Raw genomic sequence first — 12292 nt, 5'->3', positions numbered from 1 at the left:
CATGTCTGAACACGCTCAAGCGCGCGGTCACGAGCGCATCGAGACCAGCAACTTCCTGATGATCGTGCTGATCCTCATCACCGTGGCCGTGGGCGGCCTGGTGGAGATCGTGCCGCTGTTCTTCCAGCGCTCGACCACCCAGCCGGTGGCGGGCCTGAAACCCTACGACGCACTGCAGCTGGCCGGGCGCGACGTGTACCTGCGCGAGGGTTGCTACAACTGCCACTCGCAGATGATCCGCCCGCTGCACGCGGAGACGCTGCGCTACGGCCACTACTCCACCGCGGGCGAATTCGTCTACGACCATCCGTTCCAGTGGGGCAGCAAACGCACCGGCCCGGACCTGCACCGCGTGGGCGGCAAGTACAGCGACGAATGGCATCGCCTGCACCTGCTGAACCCGCGCGACCTGGTGCCCGAATCCAACATGCCGGCCTACCCCTGGCTGGAGCGTGCCGCGGTGGAGCCCGCCAGCATGGCCCCCCGCATGGTGGCCCTCAAGCGCCTGGGCGTGCCCTACAGCCAGGCCGAGATCGCCGCTGCCGGCGACGCGGTGAAGGGCAAGACCGAGCTCGATGCGCTGGTGGCCTACCTGCAGGTACTGGGCACCCAAGTGAAGTGAGAAGGACATCCGATCATGGACATCAATGACCTGCGCAGCGCCATCACCCTGGTGAGCGCCCTGATCTTCGCCGGCATCGCCGCCTGGGCCTGGCGGCCGTCCCGCCGCGCCGCCTTCGACGATGCCGCCCGCCTGCCGCTGGAGGACGACGTGGCCCGGGGAGCGCGGCGATGAGCGACTTCTTCAGCCAAGGCTGGTCCGTCACCATCGCGATCGTCACCATCCTGAGCCTCATCGCCTGCCTGGCGCTGCTGGTGATCGCCGCCCGCCGCAAGGTGATGGCCGGCGACAACACCACCGGCCATGTGTGGGACGAGGACCTGCGCGAGATGAACAACCCGCTGCCGCGCTGGTGGATGGGCCTGTTCGTGGCCACCGTGCTGTTCTCCTTCGGCTACCTGATCTTCTACCCTGGCCTGGGCAGCGCGGACGGCACGCTCCAGTGGAGCAGCACCGCCCAGCACGCGGCCGAACAGCGCAAGGCCCGTGAGGCGACGGCGCCGCTGTACGCCCGCTTTGCCGGCCTGCCGGCGGACCAGCTGGCCCGCGAGCCGCAGGCGATGGGCATCGGCGAGCGCCTGTTCGTCAACCACTGCGCCACCTGCCACGGCTCGGACGCGCGCGGCAGCAAGGGCTTTCCCAACCTCACGGACAACGACTGGCTGCACGGCGGCACACCGGAGAAGATCGCGGAATCCATCACCCAGGGCCGCCAGGGCCAGATGCCACCGATGGCCGCCGCCGTGGGCGGCGAGCAGGACGTGCGCAACGTGGCCAACTACGTGCTCAGCCTCTCCGGCAGCCCGCACAACAGCCTGGCCGCGCAACTCGGCCGCGCCAAGTTCGCGGCCTGCGCCGCCTGCCACGGTCCCGACGGCCGCGGCAACCAGGCCTTGGGCGCACCCAACCTCACCGACAAGGTGTGGCTGCACGGCTGGGGCGAGGACGCGGTGGTCGCGATGATCAACAACGGCAAGACCAACGTGATGCCGGCGCATGCGAGCCGCTTGTCGCCTGAGCAGATTCATGTGCTGGCGAGCTACGTGTGGAGCCTGTCGCAGCCCAGGGGCCAGGCCGTTGCGTCGACGCAGTAACGAAAGACGACCATGAGCCAGGGCGTCGCCCGCGTGATCCCCATCCAGCCCGCCGCCAACGACGGGCAGCTGGTATCGCTGTACGCCAAGCAGGAAAAGATCTATCCCCGCGCCGTCCATGGCTGGTTCGCCGCCTGGCGCTGGGCCCTGGTGTGGCTCACGCAGGCCCTCTTCTACGGCCTGGCCTGGTTGCCCTGGAACGGCCGGCAGGCACTGCTGTTCGACCTGGCCTCGCGGCGCTTCTACATCTTCGACCTGGTGCTGTACCCGCAGGACTTCATCTACCTGACGGGGCTGCTGGTGGTCAGCGCGTTTTCGCTGTTCTTCTTCACCGCGCTGGCCGGGCGCCTGTGGTGCGGATACGCCTGCCCGCAGACGGTGTACACCGAGATCTTTCTCTGGGTGGAGCGCCATCTGGAGGGCGACCGCATGCAGCGCCTGAAGCTGGATGCCTCGCCCTGGAGCGCAACCAAGCTGCTGCGCAAGGGCGGCAAGCAGGTGATCTGGATCGCCATCGCGCTGTGGACCGGCTTCACCTTCGTCGGCTACTTCACCCCCATCCGCACGCTGGCCGCCGAGGCGCTGCAGTTCAGCTTCGGCCCGTGGGAATGGTTCTGGGTGCTGTTCTATGGGTTTGCCACCTACGGCAATGCAGGCTACCTGCGCGAGCAGGTGTGCAAGTACATGTGCCCGTATGCCCGCTTCCAGGGCGCGATGATCGATCGCGACACGATGATCATCAGCTACGACACGGCGCGTGGCGATCCGCGCGGCACCCGGGCGCGCAGCGCCGACCTCAAGACCCTGGGCCTGGGCGACTGCATCGACTGCGGCCTGTGCGTGCAGGTGTGCCCCACCGGCATCGACATCCGCGACGGCCTGCAGTCCGACTGCATCGGCTGCGCCGCCTGCATCGACGTGTGCAACGGCGTGATGGACAAGATGCACTACCCGCACGGCCTAATCCGCTATGCCACGCAGAACGGCATGACGCAAAAGCTCACGCGTGCCCAGATGCTCAGGCGCGCCCTGCGCCCGCGTGTGCTGGTGTACGGCACGGTGCTGATCGCCATCGTCGGCGCGCTGGGCACCAGCCTGGCCCTGCGCCAGCCATTCAGGGTGGACGTGGTGCGCGACCGCACCTCGCTGGCCCGCATGGTGGAGGACGGCCGCATCGAGAACGTGTACCGCCTGCAGGTGATGAACGCCACCGAGGCGCCCCAGCGCTATCGCGTCGGGGTGAAGGGCCTGGAGCAGGCCCGCATCAATGGCGCCACCGAGCTGGAGGTGCCGGCCGCCGGTGCCCGCTGGTTCGCGGTGGCGGTGCAGGTGCCGCACGAGACGGCCCGGAAGGCGCATCCGGGCGCCCACCCGATGCAGTTCGAGATCGAGCGCCTGGGGCCGGACGGCCACCACAGCGACGCCGAGGTGAGCGAGAAATCCACCTTCGTCGTGCCGCGCTGAACAGGAGACCACCCATGACCCACGCCGTGCTTTCTTCCGCTCCGCCGTCCGCCGCCCCCACGCCCTGGTGGCGCGTCAAGGTGATGTGGCTGGTGCTGGGTGGCCCCGTGTCGGTGGTGCTGGCTTGTGCGGTCACCGCGGTGTTCATCTGGCATGGCAGCGACCGCAGCGTGATGGACTCGATCGCCCCGGTGGTGAAGCCGCGGCCGGTGGCCACCGCCGATGCACCGGCACTGCAGGCGCGCAACCACGCGGCCACGGCTGCCGGGCGCTGAGCACCATGCCGGCCGCTGCCATGCCCACCCGCCCCACGCCACTGCCTTTCGCGCAACGGGTGCTGATGCTGTTGTGGCCGGCTTTCCTGGTGGCCGGCGTGCAGGCCGCGCTGGTGTTCGTGGTGGTGGACCCGCACACGCTGCAGTGGTTTGGCGTCACGCCGATCGAATGGCCGGTGCAGGCGGTCTACACCGTCACCTTCCTCATCTTCTGGGCCACCACGGCGAGCGCGGGCGCGCTGTCGCAGCTGCTGGCCGACCCCGAAGGCCTGCCGCGCTGGTAGCGCCGCGCGGCCGGGTTCAGCAGCTGGGGCTGTTCACCAGCCGCTGCAAGGCGGCCTGGTCCAGCACGCGGATCTGGCGCTGCTTGACTTCCAGCACACCATCGTCCTGGAACTTCGAGAAGGTGCGGCTCACGGTCTCGAGCTTCAGCCCGAGGTAGCTGCCGATCTCTTCGCGGGTCATGCGCAGCACCAGGGCCGAGGGAGAGAATCCGCGGGCCTGCAGGCGCTTGGTGAGGTTGAGCAGGAAGGCGGCGAGCCGCTCTTCCGCGCGCATGCTGCCCAGCAGCAGCATCACGCCATGGTCGCGCACGATCTCGCGGCTCATGATCTTGTGGAACTGGTGCTGCAGCTCGGTGAATTCGCGCGACAGCGATTCCAGGTCCTCATAAGGAATGGTGCAGACCTGCGAATCCTCCAGCGCCACCGCGTCGCAGCTGTGCCGGTCGGTGCTGATGCCGTCCAGGCCCAGCAGCTCGCCGGCCATCTGGAAGCCGGTGACCTGGTCGCGGCCGTCCTCGGCGCTCACCCGGGTCTTGAAGAAACCGGTGCGCACGGCGTACACCGCCTTGAACGGATCGCCGATGCGAAACAGCGTCTGCCCGCGGGGCACGGCGCGCCGGGTGGCCACCAGCCCGTCCAGGCGCTGCAGGTCGGCGCCGGACAGCCCGACAGGCAAGCACAACTCCCGCAGGTTGCAGCTGGAGCAGGCCACCTTCAGCGGGTGCAACCCATCGGCGTCGGCGGCCGCTCGCGGGGGGATGGAGGGAGGGTTCGTCGGTGTCAGCATGCGCAACCTCAAGAGCTGCCCCATTCTTTGCCAGGCGGGCGTGCGGGCGCTTGAGCCAAATCAAGGCCATGGCGCCCGGCGCTTGCCACAGTAGCGGCCATGGACGCTCCCACGCTCTGCCCGCCCCCGCGCACCCCGCTGTTCCCGCCCGAGCTGCTGCAACGGCTGGACATGAACGGGCCGCGCTACACCTCCTACCCCACGGCCGACCGCTTCGTCGAAGCCTATGGCGCGGCCGAGTACCGCCAGGCGCTGCGCCAGCGCGCCGAGGGGGCCACCATCGGCGGCCGGCCGCCGCTGTCGGTGTACGTGCACATCCCGTTCTGCGAATCGGTCTGCTACTACTGCGCCTGCAACAAGGTGATCACCCGGCACCATGAGCGCGCGGCGGACTACCTGGACGCACTGGAGCGCGAGATGGCGCTGCACGTGGCGGTGCTGGGCCCGAAGGAGGTGGCCTCGCAGCTGCACCTGGGCGGCGGCACGCCCACCTTCCTGAGCGACGAGGAGCTCACACGCCTCATGACCTCGCTGCGCCGGGCCTTCCATTTCGTGCCGGGCGCGGAAATGTCCATCGAGGTCGACCCGCGCACCGCCACGCCCGAGCGCCTGGCGCACCTGGCCTCCCTCGGTTTCAACCGGCTCAGCCTGGGCGTGCAGGATTTCGACGCCGATGTGCAGAAGGCGGTGCACCGGGTGCAGTCCTTCGAATCGGTGGAGGGCTTGATGCTGAGCGCCCGGGCGCTGGGCTATGAATCCATCAACGTGGACCTGATCTACGGCCTGCCGCTGCAGACCGAAGCCTCCTTCCAGCGCACCATCGCCCAGGTGTCGCGGCTGCGGCCCGACCGCATCGCGTTGTACGCCTATGCCCACCTGCCGCAGCGCTTCAAGCCGCAGCGGCGCATCGCCTCGGCCGACCTGCCGGCGGCCGCCACCCGCATCGGCATGCTGAGCGGCGCGATCGACGGCTTCCTGCAGGCGGGCTACGACTACATCGGCATGGACCACTTCGCGCTGCACAGCGACTCACTCGCCGCGGCCAAGCGCCAGGGCCGGCTGCACCGCAACTTCCAGGGCTACAGCACCCAGCCCGACTGCGACCTGGTGGCGCTGGGCGTGTCGGCCATCGGCCGCGTCGGGGCCAGCTACAGCCAGAACGCCAAGACGCTGGACGAGTACTACGACGCGCTGCGGCAGGGCGACTTCCCCACCGTGCGCGGCCTGGCTTTGTCGCGCGACGACCTGCTGCGCCGCGCGGTCATCATGGCGCTGATGTGCCAGGGCCGGCTGGAGTTCGAATCGATCGAATCGGCGCACCTCGTCAGCATGGACAGCCACTTCCGCAGTGAGCTGGAGCGGCTGCGGCCACTGGCCGATGCCGGCCTGGTGGTGCTGGAGCCCCGCGCCGTGCAGGTCACACCAGCAGGCTGGTACTTCGTGCGTGCGGTGGCCATGGTGTTCGACCGCTACCTGCAGGACGACACCACGCGCGCCCGCTTCTCGAGAATCATCTGAGATGGAACGACCCCCACGCTTACTTCGTTCGTTGCCCCCCGGGCGGCGCTGACATGAATGGCCCCGCCCTGCTGGCAGCCGCCGCCCTGATGGGCCTGGCCGGCTCGCCGCACTGTGCAGCGATGTGCAGCGCCCCTTGTGCTGCCGTGCTGCGTGGCTGCGGCGCATCGCGATCGGCGCCGCCGGCCTTCCACCTGGGCCGCGTGGCCGGTTATGCGCTCGCCGGTGCGGTGGCAGCGAGCAGCATGGCCGCGCTGCGCAGCCTGGCGGAGCTGGCGCCGCTGCTGCGGCCCTTGTGGACCTTGCTGCATGCGGGTGCTCTCGCGCTGGGCGTGTGGATGCTGGTCACCGGCCGGCTGCCCACCTGGCGCAGCGGGGCTTCGGCCGCCCTGGCGCCCGCTGCAGCGGGCGCGTCGCCTGGCTGGCATCGCATCGCCGGGCCCGGCCGTGCCGCCGCTGCCGGCAGCAGCTGGATCCTGTGGCCATGCGGCCTGTCCCAAGCGGCCTTGCTGCTGGCGGCGCTGGCGGACAGCCCCTGGCTGGGCGCAGCCACGATGGGCAGCTTCGCGCTAGCGTCTGCGCCGGCGTTGGTGTTGCTGCCGCTGGCGCTGCGTCGCTTGGCCGGCCCCGGCGGCCGCGCCCCCAGCGCTTGGCCGGCGCGCAGCGCCGGCGCGATGGTGGCCGCCGCATCCGGCTGGGCGCTCACCCATGGGCTGTGGGAGCGCGTGGCAGCCTGGTGCGCGACCTGAGCTGCGCGAGCCGCAGGTGCATCGGCCCGCGGTCGCAGGCGCAGTTCGCCTGCGGTCGATCGAGGGCCCCGCCTCGTGGCACCGCCCCCGCACGACGGGCATGCCTGCGCGGATCAGTACCCCAGCGCCAGCCCGGTGTTGCGCCGCGGGTCGTTGGCGCCGTAGTAGCGATTGTTGCCCACCGGCTTGCCGGCCAGCGACGGCGCGCCCACCAGGATGGCGGCCAGGTGGTTGGCCGGCTGCGCGCCGCCGAACTTGTGGCCCATGCCTTCGAGCATGCGGCGCGTGTCCGGGCTGAGCGCGAAGTTCTCGACGTTGGTGGCCTCCGGCAGCCATTGCTGGTGGAAGCGCGGTGCGTCCACCGCCTCCTGGATCGTCATGTCGTAGTCGATCACGTTGATGATGGTGTGCAGCACCGCGGTGATGATGCGGCTGCCGCCGGGCGTGCCCACCACCATCACCGGCTTGCCGTCCTTGGTGACGATGGTGGGGCTCATCGAGCTGAGCGGCCGCTTGCCCGGGGCGATGGCGTTGGCCTCGCCCTGCACCAGGCCGTAGAGGTTGGGCACGCCGATCTTGGCGGTGAAGTCGTCCATCTCGTCGTTGAGCAGCACGCCGGTGCCCTGCGCCGTGACCTTGGCGCCGAACCAGTCGTTCAGGGTGTAGGTGACCGACACTGCATTGCCCCACTTGTCGATGATCGAGTAGTGGGTGGTGTTGCTGCCCTCGTGCGGTGCCACGCCGGGCTTGATGTCCTTGGACACGCCGGCCTTGGCGGGGTCGATGGCCGCGCGGATCTTGCCGGCGTAGGCCTTGTCCAGCAGGCGGTCCAGCGGGTTCTTCACGAAGTCCGGGTCGCCGAGGTAGCTGTTGCGGTCCACGTAGGCATGGCGCATGGCCTCCACCTGCACATGCACCGCCTGCGCCGAGCGGAAGCCCATCTCCTTGAGCGGATAGCCCTCCAGCACGTTGAGGATCTCGCAGATGATCACGCCGCCGGAGCTGGGCGGCGGCGCCGACACCACGTGGTAGCCGCGGTAGTCACACTCCACCGGCGCCATCTCGCGCACCTTGTACTGGTCCAGGTCGGCCTGGGTGATGATGCCCTTGCCCGCCTGGCTGGACGCGACGATGGCCGCGGCCACCGGGCCCTTGTAGAAGCCGTCGGCGCCCTTGTCGCGGATGAGCTTCAGCGTCTTGGCCAGGTCGCGCTGCACCAGCTTCTGGCCGGGCGCAAACGGCTCGCCGCGGTTGAGGAAGATGGCGGCGGTGGCCGGGTCCTTGCGGAAATCCTCGGTGGCGGTGTGCAGCAGCTCCACGTCGCCCTGCTCAAGGGTGTAGCCGCGCTCGGCATAGGCAATCGCCGGTGCCATGAGCGTGGCGCGCTTCATGCTGCCGTAGTGGGCCAGCGCGTATTCCAGGCCGGCGACGCTGCCGGGCACACCCACGGCGAGGTGGCCGGTGGTGCTCAGGCCCTTGACCACGTTGCCGTCCGGGCCGAGGTACATGTTGGGCGTGGCGGCCAGCGGCGCCTTTTCGCGGAAGTCGAGAAAGGTCTTGCGGCCGTTGGCCAGCTGGATGGTCATGAAACCACCGCCGCCCAGGTTGCCGGCCGCCGGGTACACCACCGAGAGCGCATAACCCACCGCCACCGCGGCGTCGATGGCGTTGCCGCCTTCCTTGAGCACGTCCACGCCGACCCGGCTGGCCAGGTGCTGCGCCGTGACCACCATGCCGTTCTCGGCGGCCACCGGCGCGGGGGAGGCGGCCTGGGCCGTGGCCACGAAGCCGGTGGTCATCACCGCCAGCAGCAGGCGGTGGACAAGCGGCAGGTGCGGAAGCGTTCGATCGGCAAGCAGCATGAGGGCGTCTCCAGTCAGGCGGTGTGTTGTGGGCGTGCCGGGGGCACGGCCGGGCCACTCTAGCGCGGCGGCCGGAGGTCACAACGGGTTCGGCGCGTAACAGATTCTTCCAGCGGCGGACAAGCCTGCGAAGCTGCGCGTGCCTCACCCCACAATTCAGCGCGGCGCCATGCGCAGCGCACCATCGAGCCGGATGGTCTCGCCATTGAGGTGGCCGTTGGTCACCGCGTGCAGCGCCAGGGCCGCAAACTCCTCCGGCTGGCCCAGCCGGGGCGGGAACGGGATGGAGGCCGCCAGCGATTGCTGCACTGCGTCGGGCAAGGTCTTCATCAGCGGCGTCTCGAACAGGCCCGGCGCGATGGTGACCACGCGGATGCCGTGCTGCGCCAGGTCGCGTGCCAGCGGCAGCGTCATGGAGACCAGGCCGCCCTTGGACGCCGAATACGCTTCCTGGCCCACCTGGCCGTCGTACGCCGCCACCGAGGCGGTCATCAGCACCATGCCGCGCTCGCCGCCGGCCAGCGGCTCGAGCCTGGCCATGGCGGCCGCCGCCAGGCGCACCACGTTGTAGGTACCGATCAGGTTGATGCGCACCACACGCTCGAAGTCCTCCAGCGGCGCGGGCTGCCCGTCCTTGCCGATGACGCGCTTGGCGGTGCCGATGCCGGCGATGTTCATCACGATGCGCGCTGTGCCGTGGGCGGCGCTGGCGCCGTCCAGCGCCTGCTGCAGGCTGGCGGTGTCAGCGATATCGCAGGTGAAGGCCCGGCCGCCGATCGCATCGGCCACGCGCTGCGCGCCCTCGGCATTGCGGTCCAGCACCGACACCCTGGCGCCCGCCGCGGCCAGCGCCCGCGCCACCGCTTCGCCGAGCCCGCTGCCGCCGCCGGTGACCAAGGCGGCTTGTCCGTGGATCTGCATCTCAGTACCTCCCGGCCGTTGCGAACGTCATGTCAATCCTTTCTGTCGCTGCCCAGGTACGTGTCGATCACGCGCGGGTCGGTGGCCAGCGTGGCGGCCGGCCCGTGCAGCACGAACTCGCCTGTCTCCAGCACATGGCCGTGGTCGGCCACCTGCAGGGCTGCGCGCGCGTTCTGCTCCACCAGCAGCAGCGTGACGCCGGTGTCGCGCAGGCTGGCAATGATGTGGAAGATCTCGCGCACCACCAGCGGCGCCAGCCCGAGGCTGGGCTCGTCCAGCATCAGCAGGCGCGGCCCGCTCATCAATGCGCGCCCGATGGCCAGCATCTGGCGCTCGCCGCCGGACAAGGTGCCGGCCGCCTGGGCGCGCCGCTCCTTCAGGCGCGGGAACAGGCCGTACACCCGCTCCATCTGCTGGGGCGCATCGCGCCGGCGCAGCTTGTGCGCGCGCCAGCCGCCCAGCAGCAGGTTGTCCTCCACGCTCATGCTGCCGAAGAGCTCGCGCTTCTCGGGCACCAGCGCGATGCCGGCCATCACACGTTCTTCCAGCGTGAGCTGCTGCAGGTCCTGGCCATCGAAACGCAGGCTGCCCTCGTGCGGCAGCAGGCCCATCAGCGCGTTCAACAAGGTGGACTTGCCGGCACCGTTGGGGCCGATCACGGTGACGACCTCGCCGGCGCGTGCGGCCAGCGCGAGCCCCTGCAGCACCACCGCCTTGCCGTAGCCGGCGCGCAGGCCGGTCATCTCCAGCAAGGGGGCAGTGCCCGTGGCCGCGGCCGGTGCGACGGCGCGTTCGGCCTGCAAGGTTGTCATCGGCATACAAGCCGCACTCATTGGTGCACCCTTCGCGCTGCGCGCGTTCCCGCCAGGCGGGAATTCGCCTCTTCGGGCGGCCGGGCGAGGCTCACTGGGCCTCCTCCGTGCCCAGGTACGCCGCCCTCACCTGCGGGCTGGCCTGCACTTCGGCGGGCGTGCCCTCCATGAGCCGGGTGCCGAACTCCATCACCACGATGCGGTCGGTGAGCCGCATCACGAAGTCCATGTCGTGCTCCACCAGCAGCAGGCTCAGGCCTTCGGCACGCAGCTGCTTGAGCACCGCGGCCAGGGCCTGCTTCTCGCGATGGCGCAGGCCGGCGGCCGGCTCGTCCAGCAGCAGCAACAAGGGGTCGGCGGCCAGCGCACGCGCGATCTCCACCAGGCGCTGCTGGCCGAGCGCCAGGTTGCCGGCCTGCTCGTGCAGGCACTCACCCAGCCCCACGCGCTGCAGCTGCAGCGCGGCTTCGGCGCGGGCACGGGCCTCCTCCCGGCGGTCGGTGCCGGCCATGGCGGACAGCGCGCCGCGCGAGGTGCGCAGGTAGGTGCCCAGGGCCACGTTGTCCAGCACCGTCATCTCGGGCACGAGCTTCACATGCTGGAAGGTGCGCGCCAGGCCCCGGCGGGCGATCGCCCGCGCGGGCAGCCGGTCCACCCGCTGGCCGCACAACCGCACTTCGCCGGCGGTGGCACCCAGCACGCCGGACACCAGGTTGAAGGTGGTGGACTTGCCCGCCCCGTTGGGCCCGATCAGGCCCACGATCTCGCCGGCGCGCAGCTCGAAGCTGATGTCGTTCACCGCCACCAGGCCGCCGAAGGCCTTGCGCAGCCCCTGCACCTGCAGCAGCGGCTCACCGGCGGCAGCTTTGCACCGGCGCGGCAGCGCGGCCAATGCGGGATCCGGCCGCTGAGGCGCGCGCCGTGGCAGCAGCCGTTCGACCAGCGGCCACAGGCCGTCCGGCGCGAACTTGAGCACCAGCACCAGCACCACGCCGAACACCACGACCTCGTAGCTGCCCGAGGTGCCAAAGAGCACCGGCAGCCAGGTCTGCAGCTGGTCTTCGGCGATCTTCACCAGGGCTGCGCCCACGAAGGCACCGCCCACGTGCCCCACCCCGCCCACCACCGCCATGAACAGGTACTCGATGCCGAACTTGATGCCGAAGGGTGATGGGTTCACCGCCCGCTGCATGTGCGCGAACAGCCAGCCCGACAACGACGCCAGCAGGGCCGCCAGCACGAACATCAGCACCTTGTAGCGGAAGGTGGAGGCCCCCATGGCCTCGGGCATGGTGATGCCGCCGCCGCGATGTGCGTTGAGCGCGCGCATCACGCGGCCGACACGCGAATCCAGCAGCCGCGTGATGCCGATGCCGGCACACAGCGCGCAGCCCCAGATCAGCAGGTAGATGCGGCGCTCGTCCTGCAGCTGCAGGCCGAAGATCGAGATCGGCGGCACGCCCAGCAGGCCGTCGTACTTGCCCAGCGCGTCCACGTTGCCCATGGTGTAGTACAGCGCCAGGCTCCAGGCGATGGTGGCCAGCGGCAGGTAGTGGCCGGACATGCGCAGCGTGATCCAGCCCAGCAGCAAGGCCACGCCCGCCGTGATGCCCAGGCCCAGCGCCAGCCCCAGCCACGGCGAGCCGCCCCAGCGCACGCACAACCAGGCGGAGGCATAAGCGCCGATGCCCGCGAACGCCGCCTGGCCGAAGGACGTGAGGCCACCCACGCCGGTGAGCAGCACCAGCCCCAGCGCCACCAGCCCGAACAGGCCGATGTAGTTGAGCTGGGTGATCCAGTAGTCCGGCACCGGCAGCCACGGCAGCGCGACCATCAAGGCCAGCCCGCCGCCCAGGATCGCGGGGCGGCCCCATCCCCGGCGCACCGGCGGCGCCGGCGTGTCA

13 protein-coding genes are annotated in these 12292 nt (G+C 70.2%); 8 read left to right on the top strand and 5 right to left on the bottom strand.

Translation table 11 applies throughout. The annotated features are described in order from the left end of the window. Position 1: 1 nt before the first annotated feature. Genes ccoO through VPH43_RS24270 form a run of 6 tightly spaced genes read left to right on the top strand, consistent with a single transcriptional unit; the run spans position 2 to position 3739 of the window. The gene (ccoO, locus tag VPH43_RS24295; protein ID WP_328580358.1) at positions 2-622 is read left to right on the top strand and encodes a cytochrome-c oxidase, cbb3-type subunit II; all 621 of its coding nucleotides are present in this window, start codon (positions 2-4) and stop codon (positions 620-622) included. A 15-nt stretch (positions 623-637) separates the two neighbouring features. Continuing rightward, on the top strand, positions 638-796 hold the full coding sequence (locus VPH43_RS24290) for a cbb3-type cytochrome oxidase subunit 3 (protein ID WP_328580357.1): 159 nt from the start codon (positions 638-640) through the stop codon (positions 794-796). Further along, positions 793-1716: a cytochrome-c oxidase, cbb3-type subunit III gene (gene ccoP / locus VPH43_RS24285; protein WP_328580356.1), complete on the top strand. Its 924-nt coding sequence runs from the start codon at positions 793-795 to the stop codon at positions 1714-1716. The genes VPH43_RS24290 and ccoP overlap by 4 nt, the downstream gene beginning before the upstream one ends. Positions 1717-1728: 12 nt before the next feature. Then, a complete protein-coding gene (ccoG, locus tag VPH43_RS24280) occupies positions 1729-3180 on the top strand; it encodes a cytochrome c oxidase accessory protein CcoG (protein WP_328580355.1) in 1452 nt (483 codons plus the stop codon). Positions 3181-3194: 14 nt separating this feature from the next. Continuing rightward, the gene (locus VPH43_RS24275; RefSeq protein WP_328580354.1) at positions 3195-3455 is read left to right on the top strand and encodes a hypothetical protein; all 261 of its coding nucleotides are present in this window, start codon (positions 3195-3197) and stop codon (positions 3453-3455) included. Positions 3456-3475: 20 nt separating this feature from the next. Then, positions 3476-3739, top strand: coding sequence for a hypothetical protein (locus tag VPH43_RS24270; RefSeq protein WP_328580353.1), 264 nt, complete (start codon positions 3476-3478; stop codon positions 3737-3739). Between the two features lie 16 nt (positions 3740-3755). Here the strand turns inward: VPH43_RS24270 and fnr are convergent, their stop codons facing one another. After that, complete coding sequence (gene fnr, locus VPH43_RS24265) at positions 3756-4526, bottom strand: fumarate/nitrate reduction transcriptional regulator Fnr (RefSeq protein ID WP_328580352.1); 771 nt, start codon at positions 4524-4526, stop codon at positions 3756-3758. A 99-nt stretch (positions 4527-4625) separates the two neighbouring features. Here fnr and hemN point away from each other — a divergent pair, with 99 nt between their 5' ends. Together hemN and VPH43_RS24255 are read left to right on the top strand one after the other, a co-directional pair. Further along, positions 4626-6044 (top strand): oxygen-independent coproporphyrinogen III oxidase, encoded by a 1419-nt coding sequence (gene hemN, locus VPH43_RS24260; RefSeq protein ID WP_328580351.1) that lies wholly within the window; start codon positions 4626-4628, stop codon positions 6042-6044. Positions 6045-6097: 53 nt separating this feature from the next. Beyond that, positions 6098-6793 (top strand): sulfite exporter TauE/SafE family protein, encoded by a 696-nt coding sequence (locus VPH43_RS24255; protein ID WP_328580350.1) that lies wholly within the window; start codon positions 6098-6100, stop codon positions 6791-6793. A gap of 113 nt (positions 6794-6906) precedes the next feature. Here VPH43_RS24255 and ggt read toward each other — a convergent pair whose 3' ends face one another. The 4 genes from ggt to VPH43_RS24235 form a co-directional block, all read right to left on the bottom strand. Beyond that, positions 6907-8592: a gamma-glutamyltransferase gene (ggt, locus tag VPH43_RS24250; protein ID WP_328580383.1), complete on the bottom strand. Its 1686-nt coding sequence runs from the start codon at positions 8590-8592 to the stop codon at positions 6907-6909. Between the two features lie 219 nt (positions 8593-8811). Further along, the gene (locus VPH43_RS24245) at positions 8812-9576 is read right to left on the bottom strand and encodes an SDR family NAD(P)-dependent oxidoreductase (RefSeq protein WP_328580349.1); all 765 of its coding nucleotides are present in this window, start codon (positions 9574-9576) and stop codon (positions 8812-8814) included. Between the two features lie 32 nt (positions 9577-9608). Beyond that, entirely contained in the window at positions 9609-10388 is a 780-nt protein-coding gene (locus tag VPH43_RS24240) for an ABC transporter ATP-binding protein (protein WP_328580382.1), read from the bottom strand. A 91-nt stretch (positions 10389-10479) separates the two neighbouring features. Next, the gene (locus tag VPH43_RS24235; RefSeq protein ID WP_328580381.1) at positions 10480-12222 is read right to left on the bottom strand and encodes a branched-chain amino acid ABC transporter ATP-binding protein/permease; all 1743 of its coding nucleotides are present in this window, start codon (positions 12220-12222) and stop codon (positions 10480-10482) included. Between the last annotated feature and the right edge of the window lie 70 nt (positions 12223-12292).

The sequence above is a fragment of the Ideonella sp. BN130291 genome (assembly GCF_036231905.1).
Classification (GTDB): Bacteria; Pseudomonadota; Gammaproteobacteria; order Burkholderiales; family Burkholderiaceae_C; genus CAMLIZ01.
Note: the sequence above shows the minus strand (reverse complement) of the source record. Positions and strands in the feature narration are given on the sequence as shown.

Excerpts from the sequence above, each read along its gene's own strand:
- VPH43_RS24270 (WP_328580353.1), top strand. The coding sequence starts at position 3,476 with ATGCCCACCCGCCCCACGCCACTGCCTTTCGCGCAACGGGTGCTGATG.
- VPH43_RS24245 (WP_328580349.1), bottom strand. The coding sequence starts at position 9,576 with ATGCAGATCCACGGACAAGCCGCCTTGGTCACCGGCGGCGGCAGCGGG.
- ccoG (WP_328580355.1), top strand. The coding sequence starts at position 1,729 with ATGAGCCAGGGCGTCGCCCGCGTGATCCCCATCCAGCCCGCCGCCAAC.
- hemN (WP_328580351.1), top strand. The coding sequence starts at position 4,626 with ATGGACGCTCCCACGCTCTGCCCGCCCCCGCGCACCCCGCTGTTCCCG.
- VPH43_RS24275 (WP_328580354.1), top strand. The coding sequence starts at position 3,195 with ATGACCCACGCCGTGCTTTCTTCCGCTCCGCCGTCCGCCGCCCCCACG.
- VPH43_RS24235 (WP_328580381.1), bottom strand. The coding sequence starts at position 12,222 with ATGGTCGCGCTGCCGTGGCTGCCGGTGCCGGACTACTGGATCACCCAG.
- VPH43_RS24255 (WP_328580350.1), top strand. The coding sequence starts at position 6,098 with ATGAATGGCCCCGCCCTGCTGGCAGCCGCCGCCCTGATGGGCCTGGCC.
- ccoP (WP_328580356.1), top strand. The coding sequence starts at position 793 with ATGAGCGACTTCTTCAGCCAAGGCTGGTCCGTCACCATCGCGATCGTC.
- fnr (WP_328580352.1), bottom strand. The coding sequence starts at position 4,526 with ATGCTGACACCGACGAACCCTCCCTCCATCCCCCCGCGAGCGGCCGCC.
- ggt (WP_328580383.1), bottom strand. The coding sequence starts at position 8,592 with ATGACCACCGGCTTCGTGGCCACGGCCCAGGCCGCCTCCCCCGCGCCG.
- VPH43_RS24290 (WP_328580357.1), top strand. The coding sequence starts at position 638 with ATGGACATCAATGACCTGCGCAGCGCCATCACCCTGGTGAGCGCCCTG.
- ccoO (WP_328580358.1), top strand. The coding sequence starts at position 2 with ATGTCTGAACACGCTCAAGCGCGCGGTCACGAGCGCATCGAGACCAGC.
- VPH43_RS24240 (WP_328580382.1), bottom strand. The coding sequence starts at position 10,388 with ATGACAACCTTGCAGGCCGAACGCGCCGTCGCACCGGCCGCGGCCACG.